At 70.5% G+C, this 23,802-nt stretch carries 18 protein-coding genes; 7 read left to right on the top strand and 11 right to left on the bottom strand.

Annotated features, from left to right (window positions below; all coding sequences use genetic code 11):
• Window positions 1-12: 12 nt before the first annotated feature.
• The 4 genes from ACFY16_RS32340 to ACFY16_RS32325 all read right to left on the bottom strand — a co-directional run bounded on the left by ACFY16_RS32340 (window position 13) and on the right by ACFY16_RS32325 (window position 4,184).
• Entirely contained in the window at window positions 13-603 is a 591-nt protein-coding gene (locus ACFY16_RS32340) for a DUF308 domain-containing protein (RefSeq protein ID WP_390650761.1), read from the bottom strand.
• A 44-nt stretch (window positions 604-647) separates the two neighbouring features.
• Window positions 648-2,264: a tannase/feruloyl esterase family alpha/beta hydrolase gene (locus ACFY16_RS32335; RefSeq protein ID WP_390650760.1), complete on the bottom strand. Its 1,617-nt coding sequence runs from the start codon at window positions 2,262-2,264 to the stop codon at window positions 648-650.
• 554 nt (window positions 2,265-2,818) lie between these two features.
• Window positions 2,819-3,511 carry a cytochrome b/b6 domain-containing protein gene (locus ACFY16_RS32330; protein ID WP_390650759.1) on the bottom strand — a complete coding sequence of 231 codons (693 nt, stop codon included), beginning with the start codon at window positions 3,509-3,511 and terminating at the stop codon, window positions 2,819-2,821.
• Window positions 3,459-4,184 (bottom strand): molybdopterin-dependent oxidoreductase, encoded by a 726-nt coding sequence (locus ACFY16_RS32325; protein WP_390650758.1) that lies wholly within the window; start codon window positions 4,182-4,184, stop codon window positions 3,459-3,461. The genes ACFY16_RS32330 and ACFY16_RS32325 overlap by 53 nt, the downstream gene beginning before the upstream one ends.
• Window positions 4,185-4,695: 511 nt before the next feature.
• Between ACFY16_RS32325 and abc-f the strand changes: the two genes are divergently transcribed.
• The 3 genes from abc-f to ACFY16_RS32310 all read left to right on the top strand — a co-directional run bounded on the left by abc-f (window position 4,696) and on the right by ACFY16_RS32310 (window position 8,965).
• Complete coding sequence (gene abc-f, locus ACFY16_RS32320) at window positions 4,696-6,330, top strand: ribosomal protection-like ABC-F family protein (RefSeq protein WP_390650757.1); 1,635 nt, start codon at window positions 4,696-4,698, stop codon at window positions 6,328-6,330.
• A gap of 79 nt (window positions 6,331-6,409) precedes the next feature.
• Window positions 6,410-8,074, top strand: a complete 1,665-nt coding sequence (locus ACFY16_RS32315) for an ABC-F family ATP-binding cassette domain-containing protein (RefSeq protein WP_390650756.1) — start codon at window positions 6,410-6,412, stop codon at window positions 8,072-8,074.
• A gap of 327 nt (window positions 8,075-8,401) precedes the next feature.
• The gene (locus ACFY16_RS32310; protein WP_390650755.1) at window positions 8,402-8,965 is read left to right on the top strand and encodes a CGNR zinc finger domain-containing protein; all 564 of its coding nucleotides are present in this window, start codon (window positions 8,402-8,404) and stop codon (window positions 8,963-8,965) included.
• A 50-nt stretch (window positions 8,966-9,015) separates the two neighbouring features.
• Here the strand turns inward: ACFY16_RS32310 and ACFY16_RS32305 are convergent, their stop codons facing one another.
• The 4 genes from ACFY16_RS32305 to ACFY16_RS32290 all read right to left on the bottom strand — a co-directional run bounded on the left by ACFY16_RS32305 (window position 9,016) and on the right by ACFY16_RS32290 (window position 12,584).
• A complete protein-coding gene (locus ACFY16_RS32305; protein WP_390650754.1) occupies window positions 9,016-9,699 on the bottom strand; it encodes a hemerythrin domain-containing protein in 684 nt (227 codons plus the stop codon).
• A gap of 223 nt (window positions 9,700-9,922) precedes the next feature.
• Window positions 9,923-10,861, bottom strand: a complete 939-nt coding sequence (locus tag ACFY16_RS32300; protein WP_390650753.1) for an SDR family NAD(P)-dependent oxidoreductase — start codon at window positions 10,859-10,861, stop codon at window positions 9,923-9,925.
• Window positions 10,862-10,937: 76 nt separating this feature from the next.
• Window positions 10,938-11,615, bottom strand: a complete 678-nt coding sequence (locus ACFY16_RS32295; protein WP_390650752.1) for an alpha/beta fold hydrolase — start codon at window positions 11,613-11,615, stop codon at window positions 10,938-10,940.
• A 339-nt stretch (window positions 11,616-11,954) separates the two neighbouring features.
• Window positions 11,955-12,584: a hypothetical protein gene (locus ACFY16_RS32290; protein ID WP_390650751.1), complete on the bottom strand. Its 630-nt coding sequence runs from the start codon at window positions 12,582-12,584 to the stop codon at window positions 11,955-11,957.
• 643 nt (window positions 12,585-13,227) lie between these two features.
• Between ACFY16_RS32290 and ACFY16_RS32285 the strand changes: the two genes are divergently transcribed.
• Window positions 13,228-15,483, top strand: coding sequence for a BTAD domain-containing putative transcriptional regulator (locus ACFY16_RS32285; RefSeq protein WP_390650750.1), 2,256 nt, complete (start codon window positions 13,228-13,230; stop codon window positions 15,481-15,483).
• Window positions 15,484-15,567: 84 nt separating this feature from the next.
• Here the strand turns inward: ACFY16_RS32285 and ACFY16_RS32280 are convergent, their stop codons facing one another.
• Complete coding sequence (locus tag ACFY16_RS32280) at window positions 15,568-16,065, bottom strand: sigma-70 family RNA polymerase sigma factor (protein WP_390650749.1); 498 nt, start codon at window positions 16,063-16,065, stop codon at window positions 15,568-15,570.
• A gap of 601 nt (window positions 16,066-16,666) precedes the next feature.
• Between ACFY16_RS32280 and ACFY16_RS32275 the strand changes: the two genes are divergently transcribed.
• Window positions 16,667-17,077, top strand: a complete 411-nt coding sequence (locus ACFY16_RS32275; protein ID WP_390650787.1) for a cupin domain-containing protein — start codon at window positions 16,667-16,669, stop codon at window positions 17,075-17,077.
• A gap of 120 nt (window positions 17,078-17,197) precedes the next feature.
• Here ACFY16_RS32275 and ACFY16_RS32270 read toward each other — a convergent pair whose 3' ends face one another.
• A complete protein-coding gene (locus ACFY16_RS32270) occupies window positions 17,198-17,701 on the bottom strand; it encodes an MEKHLA domain-containing protein (protein ID WP_390650748.1) in 504 nt (167 codons plus the stop codon).
• A gap of 265 nt (window positions 17,702-17,966) precedes the next feature.
• Between ACFY16_RS32270 and ACFY16_RS32265 the strand changes: the two genes are divergently transcribed.
• Window positions 17,967-22,058, top strand: coding sequence for a discoidin domain-containing protein (locus ACFY16_RS32265; protein WP_390650747.1), 4,092 nt, complete (start codon window positions 17,967-17,969; stop codon window positions 22,056-22,058).
• A gap of 64 nt (window positions 22,059-22,122) precedes the next feature.
• Here the strand turns inward: ACFY16_RS32265 and ACFY16_RS32260 are convergent, their stop codons facing one another.
• Complete coding sequence (locus tag ACFY16_RS32260; RefSeq protein ID WP_390650746.1) at window positions 22,123-22,521, bottom strand: 6-pyruvoyl tetrahydropterin synthase family protein; 399 nt, start codon at window positions 22,519-22,521, stop codon at window positions 22,123-22,125.
• Window positions 22,522-22,956: 435 nt separating this feature from the next.
• On the opposite strand from ACFY16_RS32260, the gene ACFY16_RS32255 reads away from it, so the two are divergent.
• On the top strand, window positions 22,957-23,688 hold the full coding sequence (locus ACFY16_RS32255) for a YbaB/EbfC family nucleoid-associated protein (RefSeq protein ID WP_390650745.1): 732 nt from the start codon (window positions 22,957-22,959) through the stop codon (window positions 23,686-23,688).
• Window positions 23,689-23,802: the final 114 nt, after the last annotated feature.

Raw genomic sequence — 23,802 nt, 5'->3', positions numbered from 1 at the left:
GGGGTACGGCCGTCAGACGGTCCGGGTCCGCAGCTGACGGGTCTTCCAGCCCAGCAGCAGGGCCTGGAGGATGAACCACACCCCGCCGCCCGTGGCGTACACCGACAGCACGTCGAGCGAGGGGTTGTCGCCCGCGGCCTGGATGTTGTAGGTGATGCCGACGAGGAAGGACAGTCCGCCCGAGATCAGGGTCGGCCACTGCTTGCCCAGCTCGGGCCCGCGCCGCCGCAGCCCGACGACCACCTGGGCAGCACCGGAGACGATGGCCCAGGCGCCGAACACATGGAGCACCGGTGCCTCGCCGCCGGCGCCGGCGATGCCGATCGCGATGGCGGCCAGCGTGCTGAGCACCCCGTTGAACGCGATGACCCGGCGCTCGGAACCCTCGGGGGTGGCGCGGTAGTCGAGCAGCGAGGACACCGCGTCGATCAGCGGGTAGACGACCAGCAGCGTGATCGCCACCGCGTCGACGTCCTCGTGGGCTCCGGCGAACACCAGGGCCCACACCACGGCGAGGATGCCGCGGCTCAGGTACAGCTTCAGCAGGGAGGAACGTTCGCCCGTGGCCGCCCGGCCGGTCGGGGTCGCGGTCTGGGTGCTCATGTCGGTTCGGCCTTTCTCAGGTCAGGGGGTTGTCGCCGACCCGGTCAGTGCCGGGAGGGGGAGACGCAGCGGAAGCTGGAGGCGAGGGACGGGTCGCCGTGGCCGTTGTAGCGGGAGACCGCGGGGTAGGCGCACAGGTCACGGTCGACCTGCTCGCCGTTGGTGTTGATCAGCGTGGCGGGCAGGGTCTCGGGCGCCTTGCCGTGCTCGACCCAGGCGGTCAGCGCGGCAAGGCCGTCGGTGGAACCGTCTTTGCCGTTGAGGCCGCAGTGGCTGGTGTTCGGGGCGAGGAAGAGGCGGTAGAAGTCGTCGACCCGCTTGGAGCCGCCCAGCTCACGCTCGACCTGCTTGTGGTACTGCACGGTGCCCTGGGCGGGGATGTACTCGTCGGTGTCGCCCTGCCAGGTCAGCAGCTTGCCACCGGACTTGCGGAAGTCGGACAGGTCCGGGTCGTCGGTGCCGATGACCTTGTCGTACTCGGCCTCGGACTGCTTGAACAGCTTCGTGAAGTCGCTGTAGGTGATCTTCGTGAGATCGAAGGACGGGTCCTTCTTCAGGAAGAGCTGCACCCAGAGGGCGGGAACCTGGAAAGGCTTGCCCTTGACGATGCCGTCGGTGTCGCGCTCCGAGTTCGCCAGGCCCTTCAGGTCGGCCCCGACCGGGACGCCGGCCCACAGCTTCTCGCCCGAGGTGGTGCGGGGACCGTCCCAGATCTTGCGGACCACGGCCGCGTCGGCCGCCGTGATGGTCAGTTCCTCGCCGTTGCAGTCGACCTTGGTGCCGATCAGCCGGCGCGGGTCGAAGTCGCAGCGGGACGCGTCGTTGACCAGACCGTCCTTGACACCGTCGAGCTTGTCGCAGGCCTTGACGGCGGCGTCGGTGAAGGCGTTCAGCTCACAGCCGGTCGGGTAGGTCTTCTCGTTGTTCATGACCACCTGCGGCCACAGGGTGGCGACCTCGAACTCGTCCCAGTTGATGGCGGGCGCGTCCGCGAGGATGCCGTCGTAGTCGTCGGGGTAGCGCTGGGCCTCCATGTAGCCCTCGCGCCCGCCGGTGGAGCAGCCGGTGAAGTAGGAGAAGGCGGCACGCCGGTCGTAGACGCCGTCCACGACCGCCTTGCCGACGACCGCCGCCTCGTGCTGGGAGCGGGAGGCGAAGTTCTTCAGCAGCGCGCTGTTGACCTGGCCCTTGCTGTTCAGCACCCAGCTGGTGTCGAGGACGTCACCGATGCCGGCGTCCGTGGTGGTCGCCGCATAGCCGTTCTTGACCGCGGTGCCCAGGCCCACACCGTTGTCGCCGGCGCCGTAGGCACTGCCGCCGAGCGCCTGGAAACGGCCGTTCCACCCGGTCTCGGGCAGCCAGGTCTGCACCTTGGCGTGGTCGCCGTCGCCCGGGTGGGTGAGGGTGACCGTCACCTGGCAGAAGGCCGGGACGCCGGAGACGTCGCCGCCGAGGATCCCGGAGCCGTGAATGGTGCCGCCCGCCTGGCGGACCGCCGTCACGGACTCCACCTCGGTGCCGGCCGGGGCCTTCACGGACGGCGCCGTACAGGCCGGAGGCGTGGAGGTGGTGGTGGTCTGGGGCTCCGCCGAGGCGGTCGGCAGGTACACCGCCGCAGCCAGCGGCACACCGGCCGCGAGAACAGTCAGAACTCTCTTCATTGCTTTCCCATCCAAGAAGTAGGTGTGCGCCTGGCTGTAGCGACACATGTGCACGTCACATGAGAAGGACGGTGGCTCTGGGCCGACGGGCTCAGCGCGGACGGCGTCCGCGTGTACCTCCGCGACCTCGGTATGCGCCCCCGAGACAGCCTCGGGTGCGCCGAAGACTGAGCCAGACGTTATCACCGGTTAAGCCGGTGACGAAAGGGGGGGGCGAATTCAGGTGTCGGAGTCGTCTCTACGGCCTCGGCCCGGTTCCACTCTGGCCGCGCCCCGCACACCCCACATCAGTCAATTGACGGTCGGCGCCCGGGGATGTCCATCTCCAGCCACACGGTCTTGCCCCGGCCGCTCGGAGAGGTGTTCCAGGTGTGCGCCGGCGCGTCGACCAGGTACAGGCCGCGGCCGTGCTCGGCCCGTGCGCTGCCCTCGTCGGTGAGCGAGTAGGCGGTGGGGACGGGGGATCACTGTCCGAGTCCCCAGCAGCAGCGCGGCGTCGTCACGCCGGCCGGGTGTGTCCTTCCGTCCGGACCTGCCCCTCTTCAAGAGACACGTCACACCTGGTTCGATTTCCCGGCCACGTCACCCGCGCGCTCCTCCCGCAGCCACCGCGAGTGGTACCGATCCGCCCAGGACCGGCTGACGTATCCGGTGCGCATCCCGAGCCTCGCCTCAGGATCCTCGAAGGCCTTGCGCATGTGCCCGAGGACGACGAAGGTGATCGCCCAGGCCAGGAGGTCGTGGACGAAGATCGCGCTGGTGCGGGAGATGAAGGGCAGCAGCCCCATGAACCACATCAGCAGACCGGTGAACATCATCACCAGCACGGCGCCCGCGATCCAGCCAGCGTAGATCTTCTGGCCCGCGTTGAACTTGCCGGCCGGGCGCGCCTCGGGCGAGGTCCGGCGCCGGCGGACGGCCCGCAGCCACTGCCGGTCGTACACCGCGAAGCGGTTGATCCTGCGCAGGTCCGCGCGGAACTCTGCGGAGAACAGCCCCAGCAGCAAGGGCAGCGGCAGCGAGATGCCCGACCACTCGTGGACGGTGACCATCAGGTGCCGCCGCCCGACGAGCTGGGCCAGCGGCCCGAGGTACAGGCAGGCAGCCGAGACCAGGCACAGCAGCATCAGGTAGCCGGTGGTCCGGTGGACCCAGCGCTCGGCGGTGCTGAAGCGGCGGACCCTGCCGGGCGGTTCAGGCCGCGTCGCTGTGCCGGTCGGCGTCGTCGAGCCAGCCGTCGACCGCATAACCGCGCTCCTCCCAGTAACCGGGAACGACCTTGTCGGTGACCGAGATACCGGACAGCCACTTGGCCGACTTGTAGAAGTACATGGGCGCCACGTAGAGGCGGACGGGTCCGCCGTGTTCGTGGGTGATGGGCTTGTCCTGCATGTTCAGGGCCACCAGGACGTCCGAGCGGCGGGCCTGCTCCAGGGTGAGGCTCTCGGTGTAGGCGCCGTCGAAGCAGGTGAAGCGGATCGCCGCGCCCGGGGAACGCACTCCGGCGTCGTCGAGGATGTCCGCCAGCTTCACTCCGTCGAAAGGCGTCTTCTCCACACGCCATCCGTCGGTGCACACGACGTCGTGGACGACCCGGGTCTGCGGCATCGCGCGCAGCTGGTCGAGGGTGTAGCTCTTGGGCCGGTCCACCAGTCCGCCGATCCGCAGCTCGTAGTTCGTCTCGTCCTTGTGCGGCACCGAGCCGACGACGCTGTAGTACCGGAAGCCGCCAGGATTGGGCAGCAGACCGGTCAGTCCCGTCGCGTCGACCTGGGAGGCGGCGGCGAGGAACCCCTCCCAGCCACGCTGGAGACAGGGCGCGGCGGCGAGCCCCGCGGCGCCCGCGCCGAGCATGCCCAGCATCGCCCGCCGCCCCACCGGTGTGCCCTCGGCGGCCTCCCGCTTCGGCTTTCCTGCCATGGTCAGTGTGCTCCTTCGAGGTGGCGACGATCCCGGTGCCGTGCGGCCGCACGGGGCGGCGCCGGTCGGGCGAGCCCACACGTGTGAACACTGTCGAATCAGAATCATGCACGACATCGTCACCTATTCAACCGGTGACGATAGTGACACGGTCGTCCTCGGGCTGTCAACAACACGACGAACGGGGCGACGCGACTCGCGCCCGCCACGACATGACGACATGTGCCGATGAGCACACATGTATGGGGTCCGGACGTCCACCCGGCCCGGACGGACGGAAACGGGACAGGGCACGGACAGCTGCTACGCTCTGAGAGACGTCGACCATCTATCGAGGAGTCGCAGACGTGGCGGGTGAAGACGACATCTCCGGGTGAGATCCGGATCTGACGGCCACCGGCCGGCGCTCAGGAGCGCCGCTGACGTGGTCCGTTTCGTCGTACCCATTTTCCCACGTCTGCCCAGGGCAGAGGTCTCATCCCTGTCCTCAAACCCGTTCGAGGTCATCTCCATGTCCGACGCTTCCATCGTCTGCTCGAACCTCTCCTTCACCTGGCCCGACGACACCCCGGTCTTCCACGACCTGTCCTTCGCCGTGGCCCCCGGCCGCACGGGTCTGGTCGCGCCCAACGGCTCCGGCAAGAGCACCCTGCTCAAGCTGATCGCCGGTGAACTGAAGCCCGCCACCGGCTCGGTGTCCGTCAGCGGCACCCTCGGTTACCTCCCGCAGAGCCTCCCCCTGACCGGCAACCTCACGGTCGCCGAGGTACTCGGTGTCGCCGCGGTGATCCGCGCCATCGACGCCGTGGAGTCCGGTGACGTCGGCGAGGAGCACTTCACCACCATCGGCGACGACTGGGACATCGAGGAGCGCACCCGCGCCCAGCTCGACCGCCTGGGCCTCGCCGACCTCACCCTGGACCGCAGCCTGAGCACGCTCAGCGGCGGCCAGGTCGTCTCCCTCGGCCTCGCCGCCCAACTGCTCAAGCGCCCCGACGTGCTGCTGCTCGACGAGCCCACCAACAACCTCGACCTTCAGGCCCGGCACAAGCTCTACGACGTGCTCTCCGACTTCTCCGGCTGCCTGCTGCTGGTCAGCCACGACCGCGCGCTGCTCGACCGCATGGAACGCGTCGCCGAGCTCGGCGGCGACGAACTGCGCCTGTACGGCGGCAACTTCACCGAGTACGAGGAGGCCGTGCGCGCCGAGCAGGAGGTCGCCGAGAAGAACGTCCGCAACGCCGAACAGGAACTGAAGCGCGAGAAGCGGGAGATGCAGCAGGCCCGCGAACGCGCCGAGCGCCGTGCGAGCAACGCCGCCAAGAACCTCAAGAACGCCGGTCTGCCCAAGATCTTCGCCGGCAACATGAAGCGCGGCGCGCAGGAGGCCGCGGGCAAGTCCGGCACGATGCACGCCTCCCGGGTCAGCGAGGCCAAGGCCCGCCTCGACGAGGCCGGACGCGCGCTGCGCGACGAGCAGCGCCTCACCCTGGAACTGCCCGACACCCAGGTGCCCGCCGGGCGCAACCTCTTCCTCGGCGAGGGCATGCAGGTCCGCCTCGGGGACATGGAAGTCTTCGCGGCGGGCGGTGTCGACCTGACCGTGCGCGGCCCCGAGCGCATCGCGCTGACCGGGCCCAACGGCGCCGGAAAGACCACCCTGATGCGTTTGATCACGGGTGAACTCGCCTCGGACGGCGGGGAGATCAAGCGCAACGACGGCCGGATCGCCTACCTCTCGCAGCGCCTGGACCTGCTGGACCTGGACCGCACCGTCGCGGAGAACTTCGCCGCGTTCGCCCCCGAGCGGCCCGAGTCGGAGCGGATGAACCTGCTCGCCCGCTTCCTCTTCCGGGGCGCGCGGGCACACCTGCCGGTCGGCGTGCTCTCCGGCGGCGAGCGGCTGCGCGCCACGCTGGCCTGCGTGCTGTGCGCCGAACCGGCCCCGCATCTGCTGCTGCTCGACGAGCCGACCAACAACCTCGACCTGGTCAGCGCGGGCCAGCTGGAGAGCGCGCTCAACTCCTACCAGGGCGCCTTCATGGTGGTCAGCCACGACGAGCGGTTCCTCGCCGAGATCGGCGTGAACCGCTGGCTGCGGCTGGCCGACGGGGCGCTCAAGGAGACGGGAGCCCCCGCGGTGTGAGCCGTCGGCGTGTGACGTGGCCCGCGTCCGAGGCCTGGTGCCCGGCGGGCCGACCACCGATCACGTTGGACGGTTCCCCGTGTCCCAGCCCGCTCTGCTCGCCCACGACCTCGTCCGCAACCTGGGCGGCCGTCGCGTCCTCGACGGCATCTCCCTGACCGCCTCCCCCGGCCACCGCATCGGCCTGATCGGGGAGAACGGCGTCGGCAAGTCCACCCTGCTGCGGGTGCTCGCCGGCGCGGACGAACCCGACGCGGGAAGCGTCACACGCCCCGCCGACCTCGGCTTCCTCCACCAGGAGATGCAGTTCGACGCCGGCTCGACGATCGCCGCGGTGCTGGACGAGGCGCTGCGCGAGGCCCGCGAGGACCTCGCCGAACTGGACCGGCTCGGCGAGGAACTCGCCCGCGTCCCCGAGGGCGACCCCGGCCACCAGGAACTCCTCGACGCCTACGGCAGGCGCCTGGAGCAGGCCCAGGACCGGGAGTCCTGGGACGCCGACCGCCGCGCCGCCCTCGTGCTGGACGGCCTGGGCCTCGGCGCGTTCGGGGACGACCGCACGCTCGGTTCGCTCTCCGGCGGACAGCGCGGCCGGCTGGCCCTGGCCGCGCTGCTCGTCCGGCGGCCGTCGGCGCTGCTGCTGGACGAGCCGACCAACCACCTGGACGACGGCGCCGCCGCCTTCCTGGAGGAGCAGGTCCGCGGCCTGCCCGGGACCGTGGTGATCGCCGGCCACGACCGGGCGTTCCTCGATGCCGTCTGCACCGACCTGATCGACCTCGACCCGGCGGTGGACGGCCCGGTCCGCTACGGCGGCAACTACACCGCCTACCTGGCGGAGAAGCGCGCCGAACGGGAGCGCTGGGAGCGGCGGTACGCCGAGGAGCAGGAGGAACTGGAGGGGCTGCGGGAGTCGGCGGGCGTGACCGCGCACCGGGTCGCGCCGGACCGGGGCCGTACCGACAACGAGAAGATGGGCTACGGCCACCGGGCCGGCCGGGTGCAGAGCCAGATCTCCCGCCGGGTCCGCAACGCCACTCGGCGGCTGGAGGAGTTGGAACGCACCCAGGTCGCCGAGCCGCCCCGGCCACTGCGGTTCGCGGGCGGGGAACTCGCGGCACGTACCGAGGAGGGCCCGCAGCCGCTGGTGTCGCTGCACGAGGTACGGGTGCCCGGCCGCCTCGCGCTGGACGGCCTGGAGGTGTCGCCGACCGACCGGCTGCTGGTCACGGGCGGCAACGGGGCGGGCAAGTCGACGCTGCTCGCCGTGCTCGCCGGACGTCTCACCGCCGAGGGCGAGGTGCACACGCGGCGGAAGCTGACGGTGGGGCTGCTCACCCAGGACACCGTGTTCGACCGGTCCGACCGCACGGTCCGCGACACCTATGAGCTGTCGCTGGGAGCGGCACGGGCCGAGAAGGTGCCGCTGGGCTCCCTCGGTCTGATGCACGACACGGACCTCGATAAACCGGTCGGGCAGCTGTCCGTGGGGCAGCGCCGGCGCCTGGCGCTGGCGCTGCTGGTGGCCCGGCCGCCCCAGCTGCTCCTGCTCGACGAGCCCACCAACCACCTCTCCCCCGCGCTGTGCGACGAACTGGAGGCCGCGCTGGGTCCCGGTCCTGGCGCGATCGTCGTGGCAAGCCACGACCGCTGGCTGCGCCGACGGTGGCAGGGCCGCGAACTCCGGCTGGAACCGGGCCGCGGCCGACGGGAGGCGACGGCACCGGCCCGTTCGGGGTCCTGACCCGCACCCGTAACAGGTCCTGCCCAGCGCCCGTACGCGGCCTGACCTGAACCCGTACGCGGTCCTCTGGCCTCTGGCCCGTACCCGTACGCGGTCCTGCCCAGTGCCCGTACGCGTCTCGCCCCGCCCCCGTACGCAACCCTGGCCCGCACCGGTACGCGGTCTCGCCCCGCCCCCCGTCCGTCATCCCGGCCCGATTCCTTCACCGTCCTGACCTGCACGGACCGCGCAGGTGCCGTACGATCTCGATCACGCCGCCGTCCGGGGTACCACCTGGAGCGGTGACGAACCTTGCGTTCGACCGGAGTCACCTGTCAAGATGGTGATGTGAATCTTAACCATGTATTCGTATGCGGGCACCCGGCTCTCGACTTCGCGGCCACGCTCCGGGCCCGGCGTTCGACCCGGTTCGAGATGTTTGTGACGCCGGAGCGGCTGAATGCCTGGTACCTCGAGTCCGGGCTGGTGGACACGATCACACCCGGCGAGGAGGACGACGTCCGGGAGGCGACGGCCGTGCGCGAGGCCGTGTACCGGCTCGTCACCAACCGCCGGCTCGGCGAGGACTTCGACCCGGAGGCGCTCGACGCGGTCAACGCCGCCGCGCGCAAGATGCCCGTGACGCCGCAGCTCACCATGACCGGGCGGCTCACCGAGGCGACGCCCGAGCAGGCCCTCGCGACCGTCGCCCGGCAGGCCGTCGAACTGCTCAGCGGCCCGGACGTCCCCCTGATGAAGGAGTGCGGCAACCCCGAGTGCACGCGCGTCTACATCGACCGCTCCCGGGGCATGCGGCGCCAGTGGTGCGGCATGGAGTCCTGCGGCAACAAGATCAAGGCTGCCGCCTACCGGGCCCGCAAGAAGACCGCGCCCGCCGTGACCGCGCACTGACCCCCACCCGGGCCGCACACGGTCCCGGCGAGCGCGCGGCCGGAGACTGTCTACTCAGCGGCGAGATCCCTGAGGGTCTTGCGGAACTTGTTGATCAGCACCCCCCGGGCCCAGCGCACGGGCTGCGGGAAGCAGGCGTGCACACGGTCCCGGCCGGGGACGGGCTCAGGGTGCTCCAGCAAGCCGAAGACCAGGTGCGGCCCGGTGCGCGGGAGGCCGTCGCGCACCGCCTTGCGCAGGCTACGGATGTCCTCGTCCGGAGCCTTGGCGAACAGCCCTCTCAACAGCGTCTCCTCGACGGCGAGTTGTTCGGCCAGCCCGTCCCGGATCCGGTGTGAGGAGACCGTCCCCTCCTTCATCGCGTGCCCCCAGTCCACCGAACCGCCGACCGTGCGTTCGTCGGCGATCCGCGCGATGACGCCGTCCAGCTCGTCGATCCGTTCGTTCAAGGCGTCGTCCTCGGTCAGCCGGTCAAGACGACGGAGCGCCAGGGGGAACCGCTCCCGCAGCACCGGCCAGAGCAGCTTGTCCCCGCTGCGCTGGTGCCGGCGCGCGAAGTCGACCAGCCATTGCGTGGTCGTCACCAGGGTCTTCGTGTCGACGGCCGCACCGCCTGCGAGCCGGGTGAAGGACCCGGCGATCAGCTGCGCTCCCCGGGTCATGACGGTGTGGACGGCGAGCAGTTCCTCGAAGAGGCGGGCGCCTTCCTCGGCCGGCACCTGCGAGGCGGACATCCGTGGACCTTTCTTCTCTGTATGTCACTCCCCTCACCGCTGCGCAGCTGCTTCAGGACGGGCACCCGAGGAGCCTGCCCCCGACCCGACGTGCCGCCGCCATGAGGGGCACGCCGGTCGGTCGAAGCCGAGTACCAGGACTGGCTGCGGCGCGACCCGGACGGATACCCGCCACTTCCCGCGCCCGGGCGCCGACGGTCGCGGACCGGGGCCTGCGGTTCGGTCAGCGTCCTGCGACCGGCAGCGCGTAGTCCCACAGGCGGTCGGCGGCGGCCGGATCGACCGACCACCGGGCGACGCCCGCCATCACGTCCGGACCCCCGTCGACGACATCGGACTCCTGGTTGTCCTCGAAGTAGCGTCCCGTCACGCCGTCGAGGAGCGGTGAGGCGGCGAGCAGAACAGTGGTGGCGGCGCCCTGCTCGGGGTTCTTGTAGTAGTCGGGGGTCAGGAGCCGGCCATCCTCGTCCATGGCACCGAGCGCCCGCATGGTGGCGTTGTCCAGGTGGCGGGTCAGGTTGGTGTGGATCCATCCCGGGGCGCAGGCGTTGGCGCAGATGCCCTCCGCTGCCCAGCGACGGCTGATCCCGACGGCCAGCAGCACGTCCGCTGTCTTGGACCGGGCGTAGGCGACGAAGGGGTCGTAGGGGTGTCCTTCGAACTGCGGGTCGTCGAAGTCGAAGCCCGCCCGCAGCTGTGCGCCGGAGCTGACGACGGTCACACGGGGGTTCTCCGCGGCCCGCAGCGCGGTGTGCAGGCCGAGCACAAGCGCGTAGTGGCCCAGGTAGTTGACCGCGAGCTGCATCTCCCAGCCCTGTGCGTTGACCTCGCGGGTCGGGAGCATCATCACCCCGGCGTTGGCGATGAGGGCGTCGACCGGTCCCTGCCAGTCGTCGCAGAAGGCGTGGACCGACTTCAGGTCGGCGAGGTCGAGCGGGACAGCCGTCGTGTTCGGGAACTCGTCGACGAGCGACTGGGCGGCAGCGGGGTTGCGCGTGGCGATGGTCACGTGCGCTCCCGCACCGGCGAGAGCGCGGACCGTCTCCGTGCCCAGCCCGGAGGCTCCGCCTGTGACGATCATGCGGCGTCCGGTCAGATCGACGCCTTCGAGGATGTCGGCGGCCGTGGCGCGCGGACCGAAGGAAGTGGTGATGAGGGTCATGGGTGCAGACCTTTCGAAGGCGATCCGATGCCAGGTACGCGACGTGGCCGGACTTTCCGCCGTTCAGCAGGAGGCGTCAGCCGCGAACGATCTCATCGAGGAGAGCGGCCAGTTCCGCGGGACGGGAGAGGAACGGGGAGTGGCTGGTGGCGATACGGCGGACGTCCTTGGCGTGGGCGGCCATCTGTTCCTGGACGGCGACCGAGAGCGACGCGTCCTGCTCGGTGACGATGTAGGTCGACGGCACGGTGTGCCAGGCCGCCCGGGTCACCCGGTCGGCGAACGCCTGGTGACGCTGGTCGACGAGCCGGCTGATGGCCAGGTCGGCCACCGCTTCGGGGACGTCCGCGTAGAGCTGCGCCCGCGGGTCGGCGCCGATCGGGAACATCCCCTCCACCACGTCGGGCTCCGGAGCGCCGAGCAGCGTGTACATGGATTCCCCGATGTCCGGGACGAAGGCCGCCAGATACACGAGACGCTGGACGTGGGGCAGGTCGGTCACGGCCTCGGTGGCGGGGATGCCGCCGTACGAATGCGCCACCACGACGACCGGACCGCTGACCGCCTCAATGGCCGCGCGGATCGTGTCGGCGTCGTCCCGCAGGCCGCCGCGCGCGTCGGGACCGGTGGTGGGCAGCTTCACCGCGAGGCTCGGGTAGCCGAGGGCATCCAGTTCTCCGCGCAGCAGGTCATAGGTGGAAGGCAGATGCCAGGCGCCGGGAACGAGAACCAAGGTGGGCCGCTGATCAGTCATGGCGTGTCTCTCCGTCACTGCAGTAGAACATGTCGACACGACATGTTCATTCGAAGTCTAACGGCATGTGTCTGCCGATCGACATGTGACCGGCGCGGGTGCGAAGGGCCTGAAGGGGCGTACGGCCCGCCGTCGGGCTGACGGCGGTGGTTCACGCGCAGGTGCGCACTGGCGGCCCGAGGGGGGACTCCGGCCGCCAGTGCGGGGACGGGAACCGGACCACGGGTGTGGCTGGACTCCGGAGTTCCCGTCACGGCTCCGCCGACCGCGTGTCCGACGGCGAGGCCTTCCATCTGGAGAACGCGACAGCCGGCGGAAAGGTTCAGCCCAATACGTGTGTCAGAGATACATGGCTCGGTGGCTGTGGAAGACGAAGGGGTCACCCGCGCTGAGGATGGTCACGATCTCCTCGCAGAAGCGCCGGTACTCCGCCTCCTGCTCGTCCGGCAGGGTCACGGAGACGACAGGCCCCTCGGGCACGACATGCCGCAGGGCATCCAGCAGGCCTTGCGGGGGCGGCAGCAGCAGCACGTCCATGACGCGCCGGAAGACCTCGGTGACGCCCTCCTGCCGGTCCGGCGGTTCGGCGCGCGTCCGGCCCGGCGCCGCGCGCCAGGCCCGGTCGGCCTCGTCGAAAAGGTCGAGGCAGGCCATCAGGTGTCCCAGGTCAGCAGCGGTCGGCTCGATCGGATACAGGCTCGTCAGCTGGTCCCCGCGCGCACTGTAGAGGGCGTACCGGGGCCGCTCGGCCGACGGGCGGTCGAACGAGGTGTCTCCGGTGCGCCACTGGGGCCACAGCGGCAGCTTCAGCAGCACCTGTACCCAGCTGTCGTAGGCGTCCGAGATGATCCGCTCGGCGTCCGACTCCGGGCCCGTGCTGTGGAGTTGGTAGAGGTGGCGGAGAAGGGGTTCTTCCAGGCTCTGGAACTTCGCGAAGAACACCGGATCGTCGGGGATCAGAACATACACGGGGGTTCCTCCTCTCACCAGCGTCACGGCTCGGGTTCACATGCCGGTGAAGCAGACTCCCACGGCGGTCGCTCGGACCGGCGGAAGCCCCCGTCATGAGAACGAACGGGAACGGACCACCGCGGGGTTCACGGTCCGTACGAAGACACCATGCCCTCCCCCGGCCACCCCACCCGAGTAACTGCCTTGACAGGTGACGTAGCTTTGCGGGATAGTCGTCACCTGTCAAGATGGTTACTTTCTTGGGTGGAGGCACTCATGTCCGGACAGGCAGGGTGTGACGGCAGTGCAGACGCCCGGAAGACCGGAGCCGGAAACCCCGATCGTCATGTGACGCACCGAGGTCGCGAGCCCCGCAGGAGTGCCAAGTCAGCCGACCGATCCGCCCACGGGTACCGGCTTGCACACTCGCAGCGGCACCCGAAACCGTCGGGAGCCGTCCCGGCCGCGGACTCCGGGAAAAACCGGTTCCGCCCGGACACCTACGTCACAAAGGCATTGCTCCGGCATGCCGAAACCCCCACGTCGCCCAGCCTCTCCCCAGCGAGGTCCACGACATGTCTGCCCGCTCCGGGCGCATGCGTGACAGCCACGGCCGCCGATCCGGACTCCTCGTCCCGGTCACCGAAACATGTCCCACGACATGGCTACACTTCGCGGTCTCGGCAACGAACTCCTCGGGAGAAGACGGCTCGGTCCCCCCGCCGACGCGGTGACGACAGACCGGACGGGCGACCAGCAGCACCAGATGAGAAATGACGAGGCCAGCCGCGAGATGGACGCGACAGTGCGCTACTCAATCCTCGGTACCGTGCGGGCGATGCGCGGGGACACCGAGATCGACCTGGGTCCCCCGAAGCGACTGGCCCTGCTCGCCCTGCTGCTGCTCCGTGCCCCCGGCCCGCTCACCCTGAGCGAGGCGGTCGACATCCTGTGGGACGACGAACCCCCGTCCAGCGCCGCCAACGTGGTGCACCGGCACATCGGCGCCCTGCGCAGGACACTCGAACCCCAGCTGCGCAGCCGGACCCACGCGGCACACCTCGTGCGCGCCGCCGACGGCTACCGCCTGCTGGTCGACACCTCGACCTCCGACCTGCTGCGCTTCCGCGACCTGCGCGCCCAGGCCCAGATCGCGGTCAAGGGCGGCGCCCCCGCACAGGCCGCGCAGGACTTCGTCGAAGCGCTCCGGCTGTGGCGTGGTCCCGTCGTCGCCGCCGGCACCACGGTCGCCCGGCATCCGGTGTTCACCTCGGTCGGCCACGAGTTCGTCGCGACAGTGAAGGAAGCCGCCGACGCCGTCCTGACCGCGGCGCCCGCACTGACGGAGGAAGTGCTGACGGTGCTGCGGCGCGCGGTGGACAGCCACCCCTTCGACGAGGCACTCCACTCCCGGCTGATCGCCGCACTGGCCGTCACCGGCCGGCAGGCCGAGGCCCTGCAGCAGTTCGAGAGCATCCGCGAGGCGCTCGCCGAGGAACTGGGCGTCGAGCCCGGTCCCGAACTGCGCGCCGCCCAGCAGCACCTGCTCCAGCGCCGCGTCTCCCCGGACCCGGACACCCCGGCCCCCCGGCCCGTGGAGGCCGACAGGCCGACCCAACTCCCCGCGGACTGCGTCCCGTTCGCCGGCCGCCGGCAGGCCCTGAGCCAGTGCCTGGAACTGCTCCCGCTCAAGGGCGAGAGCCAGCCCCCCACCATGACCGCGGCCATCTGCGGCATGGCGGGAGTCGGCAAGACGACACTGGCCGTGCACTGGGGCCACATGGTCGCCGACCACTTCCCCGACGGGCAGATCTACGTCGACCTCCAGGGCCACCGCGCCGCCCAGTCCCCGCTCGACCCCGCCGAGGCCATCGCCGAGGTGCTCCGTGCGCTGGGTGTGGAGAACGATCGTTCGCACTCCAGTGCCGCCGCGCTCGCCGCCGCCTACCGCAGCGCCCTGGGCGGGCGCCGACTGCTGCTCGTCCTGGACGACGCGGAGGACTGCGAACAGGTACGCCCCCTGCTGCCCGCCACGCCGGGGTGTCTCGCGATCGTCACCAGCCGGCGGCGGCTGGAGGGCCTGGCCGTCACGGACAACGCCCGGCTCATCACGCTGGATCCGATGACCCGCGAGGAGGGCCTCGAACTGCTCGACCGGCGCCTGGGCACGGACCGGATCAGAGCCGAGCACGCCGCGGCGGTGGAGGTCGTGGAGCTGTGCGGCGGGCTGCCGCTGGCGCTGGCCGTCGCCGCCACCCGGGCACTGGTGCAGCCGCACTTCCCGCTGGCCTCGCTCGCGGCCAGGCTCCAGGACACCGACGACTGTCTCGACGCCCTGTCCAGCCGCGACGCCCGCACCAACACCCGTAGTTCGTTCCACCGCTCCTACGAGGCGCTCAGCAGCAGCGCCGCGCGGCTGTTCCGGCTGCTCAGCCTGCACCCCTCACGTGACATCACCATGCCGGCCGCGGCCAGCCTGGCCGGCACCGACCTGCGCGGGACCCGTCAGGACCTGGCCGAGCTGATGGACCACCACCTGCTCGTCGAACTGTCCGCCGGCCGGTACACCTGTCACGAACTGCTGCGCACCTACGCAAGGGAGCTGAGCTCGCTCCTCGACGCCGCGACCGTGCGGTCCGAGGCACTGTCCCGGATGTTCGAGCACTATCTGTACAGCGCCGACGCCGCCACGGCGTTGCTGGCACCGCACCGCGCCACCGTGACCCTGCCGCCGCCGAGGCCAGGCGTGCGACCCCAGCGGTTCGGCGGAGCCGCGGACGCCGCCGAGTGGATCGTCGCCGAGCAGTACCTGCTGCCGGAACTCGTCCGCTCCATCGGCCACTATCCCCGCGGCGAGACGTGCCGACGCCGGCTGACCTCGGCGCTGGAGATGTGCCTCGACTCGACCCGGTTCTGACCCTACGAAATCCCGGGAACACGACGAAGTCCCGGTGCCGTCCGCCCATGGCCCGGGACCGTTCGACGCCTCGGCTCGGACTGCCTAAGCGGCCTCGGGCCGTACGACGCTCCGCAACTTGCGCAGGGCGTTGTGCTGACGGCTCTTGACGGTGCCGACGGGCACTCCGAGGATGCCGGCGGTTTCCTGGATGCTGCGGTCGCACAGATATATGTGGACGAGCACGGCACGGTGCTCGGGAGTCAGCCGGCGCAGCAGCGGCCGGGCCACCAGGGCGTCGTGCACCGCCTCGGTGCCGTCGGTGCCCGAGACGGGGTCGTTGTAGGTGACTCCGACGACTTCCCTTCGTGCGTGGGGCTTGCGCACCCAGTCGATGACCAGGTGCCGGGTCACGGTGAAGAGCCAGCCGCGGACCGAGCCCTCCATTCCGAGCAGACGGTCGATGTTGCGCCAGGCCCGGATGGTGGTCTCCTGGACGATGTCCTCGGCGAGTCCGTGGTCACCCAGCATCTTCTCGGCGTAGGAGACAAGACCGTCCCGGTGTTCCCTCATGATGGTGCCGAGCAGCTCGGACCGGGACATAGCCGTGAGGGGCGTAGCCATAGTGTTCTGAACCATCCTGGTTCTCTTCGTGCGGCGACCGGAGGCCGGATGCAACCCCCGCATTCGCACTGTAGGCAGCGGCAAGTGCCAGAAAAATGCTGCATTTGTGTCGCCCGAGTGCCGTGCCCGCGCCCCGCAGACACATATGTTTCAGAAGCGGCTGAGCCGAATCAGTAAACCCACTCTCACCAGGGGATTTTCCCGCTCCGGCACAGATTCCCCGTCCTGACAGGATTCAAACGCGTACAAGATGTGAGTTGTATGTCACGTGCGTCGAGCCGCCTTGACCCGTCAGGAAGCCACCCCTCAAGTAAACACATGTGAGGGTCGCCGGGCAATTGAGGGGAAGATGTACGGACCGGGCGCCCCGAATCCACGTGTGTGAAACTGTCTGCTCGGAACGCGCTGGACGGTGTGGCACCTCCAGGAACCCACGGCGCCGACAGCGCCTGTGGTGAGCGCGTGTTCCGGCACAACAGTGCACCGGCCCGTTCCGGGTGCGGCCCGGCCATGCCCGGCGTGCTGGAGAGTTCACCTGAAAGGTATGACCACATTGCGTAAGAACCTACTGCGACTGGGCATGACCATGGCTGCGGCCGTCGGTCTGTCCCTCGGCGCGGGCACCGCGTTCGCCACCCCGGGCGGTCCGGGTGTGACGGGCACGATCATCTCCCAGACCACGTTCGCCGGGAAGGACTACATCCTCCGGCAGGTCACCATTCCCCCGGGCCAGAGCACGGGCTGGCACTTCCACGACGGAACCCTCTACGGCTTCGTCCAGCACGGCACGCTCAGCCACTTCGACTCCGACTGCGAGTCCGACGGCGTCTACGAGGCCGGCCAGAGCCTCACCGAGCCGTCCGGCTCGGACCACGTGCACATCGGCCGCAACCTCGGCAACACCGACGTCGTCCTCGACGTCCTGTACGTCCTCCCGCACGGCGCCCCGCTGTCGGAGGACGCCCCCAACCCGGGCTGCGGCTTCCAGTAGGTCCCGGCCCGGGCCCGGCCACGCGAACCATGCGCGGCCGGGCCCGGGAGAGTCGAACGACGAGCCCGCCACGGCGACACACCGTGGCGGGCTCGTTCCGCGACGGGGCCCGAAGGCCGTTCACATGTCCGCGGGCGACCAGGAACGGAACACCGCTGCCTGGCCGTGGATCCTGCCGTGGATGTCCATCAGGTCCCACATGGTCACGTCCTCTATCCAGAAGGTCCGGCCGCTCTTCGCGACCCGAAGCCCCCGGTAGCCGGTGGCGTAGTGGCCGGCCGTCACGGCGCGCACGAAGGCCTCCCGGTCCTCCTGGCCGTCCGGCCGCGCCGACAGCCGGGACGGCAGGCCGACAATCTCGTCCCAGGAGTAGCCGAAGAGGTCCTGTGCCGTGCGGTTGGCGTAGACGAAGCGCGGATCGGCGGACGTGTCGTGCGCCAGCAGCCCGAACGGGGCCTGCTCGTACAGCCACCGCGCGGCGTCGTGCTCGGTCTCCCACGCCGCCGGGCACAGCGGCTCGCCGACCAGGCGCAGATGGCTGGAGAGCAGCAGGGCAGCGAAGTCGGCGTCCTTGGCCGGCGCGTGCGGTGTCATCGGCGTGGTGCCGTCGTCAAGGGATGTCATCACCGTTCACCCTCTTCTTTGCCTGGTGCGAGTGGTGCGGAGTCGATAGCCACACGTGTGACCTCAGGGACACGGTAGTCCGGCCCGGCCGCGCGCGGCAGCCCCCCGCAGTGTCCGGAGCGGTCCGCCGCACCATTCGTCACCGTCAGAAGCCTTGACAGGGAAGTGTGCGTCGCAACAGCCTATGGCAACGTTGTCAGATCACGGGAGCCGCCCGTACCCGGCAACGAGCCGCTTCCCACTCACCCTTGTGATTGGACGCCCCATGGCCGATCAGTCGTGTTCATCGCACCACCCCTCCCGGCGGTCCGTCGTCGCGACCGGCTCGACGCTGCTGGCCGGGTTCGGCCTCGGCACGGTGTTCGCTGCGGCAGCCGACGCCGCCGAGCGCACCGCGGGCGCGACCGGCACCGACTCCTCCGCGCCGGTTGAGATCGCCGTCTACCGCCCGGTCCGGGTCTCCTCGCAGGCCTACGCGCCCGCCCCCGCCGAGTTCGTGGTGGACGCCGTCCCCGCGCAGGGTGTGCGCGGCACCGGTTGGCGAGCCGAGGCCGGCGACCCGCAGTGGGTTTCGGTCGACCTGGAGGCGGACTGCTGCCTCGACCGGATCCGGCTGACCTTCGAAGCCGAGGCCACCGACCCGGTGTTCACCCCACCGACCGGCGGAAACCCGCGCCAGGACACCACTGGCAAGGAGCTCTTCTCCAGCTACGCGACCGAGTTCGTCGTCGAGACGTCCCGCGATCACGACTCCTGGAGCAGTGTGTACCGCACGACCGCCGGCACCGGCGGTGTGGTGGACATCCAGCTGCCGAAGCCCGTCACGGCCCGCTGGGTACGGATGACGGCCCACCGGCGCTCCGACCCCAACCCTCTCGGCCTCAACGGCTTCGAGGTGTACGGCACCGCCCCGGACCACCGCCCGGCGGCCACCGGCTGGACCGACTGGGGCACGCGGCACGGCGACGCCCCCCGGCTCACGGTCGCCGACGACGGCACAGTGCCGCTGGAGTCGGGCTGGACGCTCACCATGGACGACTGGGCGAAGGGCGACGGCGCGGCCCTGTCGCAAACCGGCGTGGACACCAGCCGCTGGCTGCCCGCGACCGTGCCCGGCACCGTGCTGGGCTCCCTCGTCGACCAGGGCAAGCTGCCCGACCCGGTCGCGGGGCTGAACAACCTGCGCATCCCCGAGGCGCTGTCCCGGCACTCCTGGTGGTACAAGCGGGACTTCGCCCTGCCCCGCGGCCTGCTCACCGGTCAGGGGCGGCACGTCTGGCTGGAGTTCGACGGTGTCAACCACAAGGCCGAGATCTGGCTCAACGGACACGGAGTGGGCGAGGTGACGTTCCCCTTCGCCCGCTCCGCCTACGACATCACCGGGTTCCTGGCCGCCGAGGGCGACAACGTGCTCGCCGTGCGGATCTCCCCCATGCCGGTGCCCGGCAGCCCCGGCGACAAGGGCCCCGCGGGCGAGTCCTGGGTGGACGCGGGTGCCAACACGATGAACCGCAACTCGCCGACGTACCTGGCCTCCTCGGGCTGGGACTGGATGCCGGCCGTCCGCGACCGCGCGGCCGGCATCTGGAACCACGTACGGCTGAGAGCGACCGGGCACATCGTGATAGGCGACCCGCGCGTGGACACCGTGCTGCCGAAGCTGCCGGACCTGTCGGTGGCCGAGCTGACCGTGACCGTCCCGGTGCGCAACGCCGACTCCGCCGACCACGAGGCCAGCGTCTCCGCCGCCTTCGGCGACGTCCAGGTCTCCCGCACGGTCACCGTCCCGGCCGGCAGGTCGGTCGACGTCGCCTTCACGCCCGACGCGTACGGCGCGCTGCGCGTGAAGAACCCCGACCTGTGGTGGCCCAACGGCCTGGGCGAGCCAACACTGCACGACCTCACCCTGGTCGCGCGCACCGGCAGCACGGAGAGCGACCGGCGCACCACCCGGTTCGGGATGCGGCAGTTCGGCTACGAGTACGACACTCCGCTGAAGTTCACGCCGTCCTCCGACGCCTGCACCCAGACCGTCGAGCTCGGTGACCAGCACGCCCGGTACGTCCGTGTGCGCTGCCTGACCCGGGCCACCGGCTGGGGCAGTTCGCTGTGGACGCTGTCGGTGTTTGACAGCGCCCGTGCGGGCACCGACCTCGCGCTGCACGCCCCGGCTGACGCCTCCAGCACCGACGAGGACGGCCACGGGCCGGGCAACGTCACCGACGGCGACTCCGGCACCCGCTGGTCCTCCGGCTTCGCCGACGACCAGTGGATCCGCGTCGACCTCGGCTCCGCGCAGTCCTTCGACCGGGTCGACCTGGTCTGGGAGCAGGCCTACGCGCTGACCTTCGTCGTACAGGTCTCCGCGGACGGCGAACAGTGGACGGACGCCGCGTCCGTCGACAACACGGCCGTACCGCTGCCGTTCAACAGCGGCGACGCCAGCCTGCGGGTGACCGACTTCGAGGCCCGCACGGCCCGTTACGTCCGGCTGTCGTGCGGCATCCGCAACACCAGTTGGGGCAACTCTCTGTGGTCCCTTGCGGTCGTCGACAGCGCCGAGCCGGGCACCGACCTCGCCCTGCACCAGCAGGCCACCGCCTCCAGCACGGAGGACGGCCACCCCGCCGAGCACGCCACCGACGGCAACCCCGGCACCCGCTGGTCCTCCGCCTACGAGGACCACCAGTGGATCCAGGTCGACCTCGGCTCCGCCCGGCGCTTCGACCGGGTCGCGGTGCTGTGGGAGCAGGCGTTCCCGAAGACGTACACCATCCAGGTCTCCGACGACGGCGACACCTGGACCGATGTCACATCCGTCTCCAACACCCCCGACCCGCTGAAGATCAGCGTCAACGGCGTACGGGTGCTGGTGCGCGGCGGCAACTGGGGCTGGGACGAACTGCTGCGCCGGATGCCCGCGGAGCGGATGGACGCGGCGGTGCGCATGCACCGGGCGATGAACTTCACGATGATCCGCAACTGGGTCGCCAGCAGCAACCGCGAGGAGTTCTACGCCAGTTGCGACGAGCACGGCATCCTGGTGTGGAACGACTTCCCCAACGCCTGGAGCATGGACCCGCCGGACCACGAGGCGTTCGTCTCGGTGGCCCGGGACACCGTGCTGCGCTACCGCATCCACCCGAGCGTGGCGGTGTGGTGCGGCGCCAACGAGGGCAACCCGCCCGCCGCGATCGACGACGGCATGCGGGGGGCGGTGGAGAGCCAGGTGCCGGGCATCCTGTACCAGAACAACTCCGCGGGCGGCGTCGTCAACGGCGGCGGCCCCTACGGCTGGGTCGAGCCGGAGAAGTACTTCGACCCGTCCACGTTCGGCAGCAAGGACTTCGGCTTCCACACCGAGATCGGCATGCCGGTCGTCTCCACCGCCGCCAGCACCCGCGCGATGATCGGCGACGACGGGCCGGAGTGGCCGATCAGCGGCGCCTGGTATCACCACGACTGGAGCGAGCACGGCAACCAGGCACCGCAGAACTACCAGGCCGCCATCGAGACCCGCCTCGGCACGGCCCGCGACCTGGACGACTTCACGCGCAAGGCGCAGTTCGTCAACTACGAGAACTTCCGGGCCATGTTCGAGGCCTGGAACGCCAACCTGTGGGACAACGCCAGCGGGCTGATGCTGTGGATGTCCCACCCGGCCTGGCACAGCACGGTCTGGCAGACGTACGACTACGACTTCGACGTCAACGGCGCCTACTTCGGCTGCCGGAGCGCATGCGAGCCCCTGCACGTCCAGGCCGACCCGGTGAAGTGGCAGGTCATCGCGGTCAACCACACCCGCAGGGCACTGACGGGAGCGAAGGTCACGGCGGAGACGTACGACCTGTCCGGCCGGCGGCTCGCCGGCACCCGGCAGGCGCGGGTGGACGTGGACCCCGCCGGCTCGGCGACGGCGTTCAGCGCGGCCCCCGCCGACGACCTGCCGGACCTGCACCTGCTGCGACTGACCCTCACGGACGAGCGGGGCCAGGTGCTGTCGCGCAACACCTACTGGCGCTGCCGCACCCCCGAGGCGCTGCGCGCCCTCAACCAGGTCCAGCAGGCCGAGCTGTCGGCCTCCCTCACACATGTGTCGTGCGACGGGGACCGGCGGACGACGACCGCCACGGTCCGCAACCGCGGGTCCATGGTCGCCGCGATGGTCCGCCTCTCCTTGCTGGACGAGGACGGCTCCCGGGTCCTGCCGACGCTGTACGACGACAACTACCTGTGGCTGCTGCCCGGTGAGACCCGCACGGTGACCGTGTCGTGGCCCGCCTTCGCCCTGCCTTCGGGCCGGCCGAAGCTGCGGGTCGAGGGGTACAACACCTCCCCGGTCACGGTGCGCGGCTGAGCACTGCCCACAGAGACCGGGAGCCCGCGTCGCCGGCACGGCGGCGCGGGCTCCCGTGCGTGTGTCACACGCTGCGTTCGTAGCCGGCCCACGCGATGTGCGACTCGTGCAGCGTCACGGCCACCTGACGGATCCCCCGGGCGCCCTCCCCCAGCGTTCCCGCGTGGATCGCCTCGACCAGGCGGTCGGCGACCACCTTCGCCAGATACTCCGTGGAGGTGTTGATCCGGTCGAACTGCTCCACGTCGTCGAGGTTGCGGTAGTTGAACTCGCTGATCACCTTGCCGAGTTCCGTGGTGGCCAGACCGATGTCGACGACGATGTTGTCGTCGTCCAGCTCGGGGCGCCGGAACGTCGCGTCCACCACGAACGTCGCTCCGTGCAGCCTCTGGGCAGGCCCGAAGACCTCGCCGCGGAAGCTGTGGGCGACCATCATGTGGTCACGTACGGTGATGCTGAACAAGGGTCCTCCAGGTGGGGGGAGTCCGGCGCCACGGTCGTCCGAGGCGCACCGGCGCGGTCCGGCATGAGGTCGCTCCCGCCGCCGCGGGTGCGGCACCGGAGCATACCCGGGGCACGTGTGACGAAGACTACGCCCTGCCGGACACCGGCGGCCGGGGCTCGACGTTTCCCCGGTGTGTGAACCAAATGTGCGGTCCGCTCGTGTCCTTCATGTGTCGGAGGGCCACCGGGCCGGCTCGCCTTCCGGCACAGCTCTCCTCTTCCCCTTCCGGTCGCGTGCGGCAAGGATGTCGGAGAGGTGGGGCGGGCGCAGGAGGGGCGGGATCGCGCGAGCCCGGACGCGAACGGACACGGGGGGTGTCCGAAAGTGACACGGCCCGCCCGGCCGTTTCGAGGTCATGCCGCCTGGGGGTGGCTTCACCGGCAGAGGAAGACGATGAACACGCCACCGGGAAGCCGTCTGGAGAAGGTCCTTGCTGACTTCGCCGAGCAGTACGGAGCTGTGACCAGGGCCCGGGAACAGATGAGGGCGCTGTCGGTGACGGCGCGTTCCAGGGACGGCGTCGCGGAGGTCACGGTGGGCGCCGACGGCCGCGCGGCGGGGATCCGCTTCGTCGACAAGCGGTTCCGCGAGATGACGGCCCCGCAGCTCGGCGACAGCGTCCTGGAGGCGCTGACGACGGCCCGTGCCGAGGTCGCGGCCCGTGCCACCGCCGTGATGATGGCCGCGAACCTCCGGCTGCCGCCGTCGGGGGAACCCCTGCCCTGGGACGAGCAGGTCCCGTCCGAGGCGGTCCTGGACGCCCCGTCGGTGTGCTGGCGCCGCCTGGTGCGGGAGGCCCGCGCACTGACGTCCGGCCCCGTCCCCGTCCGCGACTCCGGCGTGGTGAAGGCCGGCGGCGCGGTGGGCTCGTGGGAGACCGGGACGGGGTTCCTGGACACACCGAGGTCACGGCCGCAGGGGCCGCTGTGGGGCCGGAGCCGCCCCGCTCTGCGGTCCGCCTCGCCGCACGCTCCGCTGCCGGCGGAGCTGCGTGCGGCCGTCATGGCGCTGAGGGACTCCGTGTGCGACGCCGTGAGCGACTCCTGCGCTCCTCCGGTGTGCGGGTGCGTGGGGGCGATGGAACAGCCGGGGAGAAGCGCGAGCGGGGCCGTGGAGTCCGCCTGACCGCCCCCGGCCGGCGGGCGGTCAGGTGTCTCCAAAGAGAAACACGCGCATCCGCCGATTCCCCTGCGCACATGTCACTGCATTCGATAGACATGTTCTACAGTGAAATGAATC

The sequence above is a fragment of the Streptomyces sp. NPDC001315 genome (genome assembly GCF_042896175.1).
In the GTDB taxonomy this organism is placed as follows: Bacteria; Actinomycetota; Actinomycetes; order Streptomycetales; family Streptomycetaceae; genus Streptomyces.
The sequence above is the reverse complement of the archived record's forward strand: the minus strand, read 5'-3'. Positions and strand labels throughout refer to the sequence as shown.

Excerpts from the sequence above, each read along its gene's own strand:
- ACFY16_RS32340 (WP_390650761.1), bottom strand. The coding sequence starts at position 603 with ATGAGCACCCAGACCGCGACCCCGACCGGCCGGGCGGCCACGGGCGAA.
- ACFY16_RS32335 (WP_390650760.1), bottom strand. The coding sequence starts at position 2,264 with ATGAAGAGAGTTCTGACTGTTCTCGCGGCCGGTGTGCCGCTGGCTGCG.
- ACFY16_RS32330 (WP_390650759.1), bottom strand. The coding sequence starts at position 3,511 with ATGCGGTCGACGGCTGGCTCGACGACGCCGACCGGCACAGCGACGCGG.
- ACFY16_RS32325 (WP_390650758.1), bottom strand. The coding sequence starts at position 4,184 with ATGGCAGGAAAGCCGAAGCGGGAGGCCGCCGAGGGCACACCGGTGGGG.
- abc-f (WP_390650757.1), top strand. The coding sequence starts at position 4,696 with ATGTCCGACGCTTCCATCGTCTGCTCGAACCTCTCCTTCACCTGGCCC.
- ACFY16_RS32305 (WP_390650754.1), bottom strand. The coding sequence starts at position 9,699 with ATGTCCGCCTCGCAGGTGCCGGCCGAGGAAGGCGCCCGCCTCTTCGAG.
- ACFY16_RS32300 (WP_390650753.1), bottom strand. The coding sequence starts at position 10,861 with ATGACCCTCATCACCACTTCCTTCGGTCCGCGCGCCACGGCCGCCGAC.
- ACFY16_RS32295 (WP_390650752.1), bottom strand. The coding sequence starts at position 11,615 with ATGACTGATCAGCGGCCCACCTTGGTTCTCGTTCCCGGCGCCTGGCAT.
- ACFY16_RS32285 (WP_390650750.1), top strand. The coding sequence starts at position 13,228 with ATGGCTACACTTCGCGGTCTCGGCAACGAACTCCTCGGGAGAAGACGG.
- ACFY16_RS32280 (WP_390650749.1), bottom strand. The coding sequence starts at position 16,065 with ATGTCCCGGTCCGAGCTGCTCGGCACCATCATGAGGGAACACCGGGAC.
- ACFY16_RS32275 (WP_390650787.1), top strand. The coding sequence starts at position 16,667 with ATGACCATGGCTGCGGCCGTCGGTCTGTCCCTCGGCGCGGGCACCGCG.
- ACFY16_RS32270 (WP_390650748.1), bottom strand. The coding sequence starts at position 17,701 with ATGACATCCCTTGACGACGGCACCACGCCGATGACACCGCACGCGCCG.
- ACFY16_RS32265 (WP_390650747.1), top strand. The coding sequence starts at position 17,967 with ATGGCCGATCAGTCGTGTTCATCGCACCACCCCTCCCGGCGGTCCGTC.
- ACFY16_RS32255 (WP_390650745.1), top strand. The coding sequence starts at position 22,957 with ATGAACACGCCACCGGGAAGCCGTCTGGAGAAGGTCCTTGCTGACTTC.